This is a genomic window from Halorubrum sp. AD140 (assembly GCF_034497445.1).
In the GTDB taxonomy this organism is placed as follows: Archaea; Halobacteriota; Halobacteria; order Halobacteriales; family Haloferacaceae; genus Halorubrum.
In genome coordinates, this window is record NZ_JAXRUU010000215.1 from 1 (window position 1) to 1,324 (window position 1,324).

General features: G+C 70.7%; 1 protein-coding gene and 1 pseudogene. Both read left to right on the forward strand.

Annotation, left to right across the window (positions count from 1 at the left end; all coding sequences use genetic code 11):
- Nucleotides 1-226 precede the first annotated feature (226 nt).
- Nucleotides 227-1,183 (forward strand): succinylglutamate desuccinylase/aspartoacylase family protein, encoded by a 957-nt coding sequence (locus U4E84_RS17565; RefSeq protein ID WP_322533374.1) that lies wholly within the window; start codon nucleotides 227-229, stop codon nucleotides 1,181-1,183.
- Nucleotides 1,183-1,324 (forward strand): annotated as a pseudogene (locus U4E84_RS17570) (threonine synthase); the annotation flags it as partial. The gene U4E84_RS17565 and the pseudogene U4E84_RS17570, both read left to right, overlap by 1 nt.

Below are 1,324 nucleotides of genomic sequence, written 5' to 3' on the forward strand. Positions count from 1 at the left end.
GAACTGCGTGTTCTCGATGTGGTCGGTGACGGTGATCCCGTCGGCCTCGGACAGCGGGTCGATGTCGATGCTCATGGGGACTCCCGGCGGCGGTCACCTGGGCGGACGGGAACCGACGCCGTGGGCATTAGTACCGTCCGGTTGGGCGATAGCGGCGATAAAGCTTGCGTCGGCCGGATCGCCGCGGACCGAACGGATAAAGTCCCGGCCGCCCCACCTCCGCGTAATGATAACGCTGGGAACGGCCCGCGCGTCTCCGGGAGAGACGGACACGGGCCGTCTCGAGGTGGCGGAAATGCGGGACGGGAGCCCCGTCCGGCTGCCGGTCGCCGCGATCAACGGCGCGGCGGACGGGCCGACGCTGTACGTCCAGGCGGTGAGCGACGGCGACGAGCTCAACGGGTTGGGCGTCGTCAACCGCGTCGTGCCGCGGCTCGACCCGACCGAGCTGTCAGGCTCCGTCCTCGTCGTCGGCATCGTGAACCACTTCGCGTTCCAGGCCGCGGAACACCGGAACCCGGTCGACGACCGGAAGATGAACCGCGGCTACCCCGGCAACGCCGACGGGACGACGAGCGAGCGGATCGCCCACGAGACGTTCCAGGTCGCCAAGCGGGCGGACTACATCCTCGACCTCCATCAGGGGTCGACGAGCCGGATGATAAACGAGACGCGCGTGCGCTGCGGCGTCCGCCACCGGCTTCACGGGGAGTGCTTGGAGCCCGCGAAGACGTTCGGCTGCGGGCACGTCCTCGACATCAAGGGCCCGGACGGGCAGCTCGCCAGGGCCGGCCCGGAACACGGGATCCCCACCGTCGACCCCGAGCTCGGCGGCTGCGTCGGCTGGGACGAGGAGTCGATCCGGTACGGCGTCGAGGGCGTGTTCAACGTGCTCCGTCACTACGGGTTCCTCGACGGCGACGCGCCCCTCGAACCGCAGTCCCGGGCGCGCGGGTTCGACCAGTACGGCTCGCCCGCCGGCGGGTTAGTCCGCTTCGAGCGCGAACTCGGCGAGCGCGTCTCGGCGGGCGACGTCCTCTTCGAAGTGACCGACACCTTCGGCGCCTTAGAGGGCCGCGTCACTGCCGACACGGACGGGATATTCTGGCGGACGCGCCGGCTCCCGCAGGTGGCCGCCGGCGAGTACGTCTGCTCGATCGGTACCAACGTCGACGAGTACTGATGAGCGGTCCCGACGACCGCGGTCTCGGCTCCGACGCGTCGGCGCCGCGAGCGCGCGCCCCTCGGCGACTCCGCTGTCCCGAGTGCGGCGAGACGTACCGCGACCGCTGGCGCTGTCGGTGCGGCGCCCCTCTCGACTTCG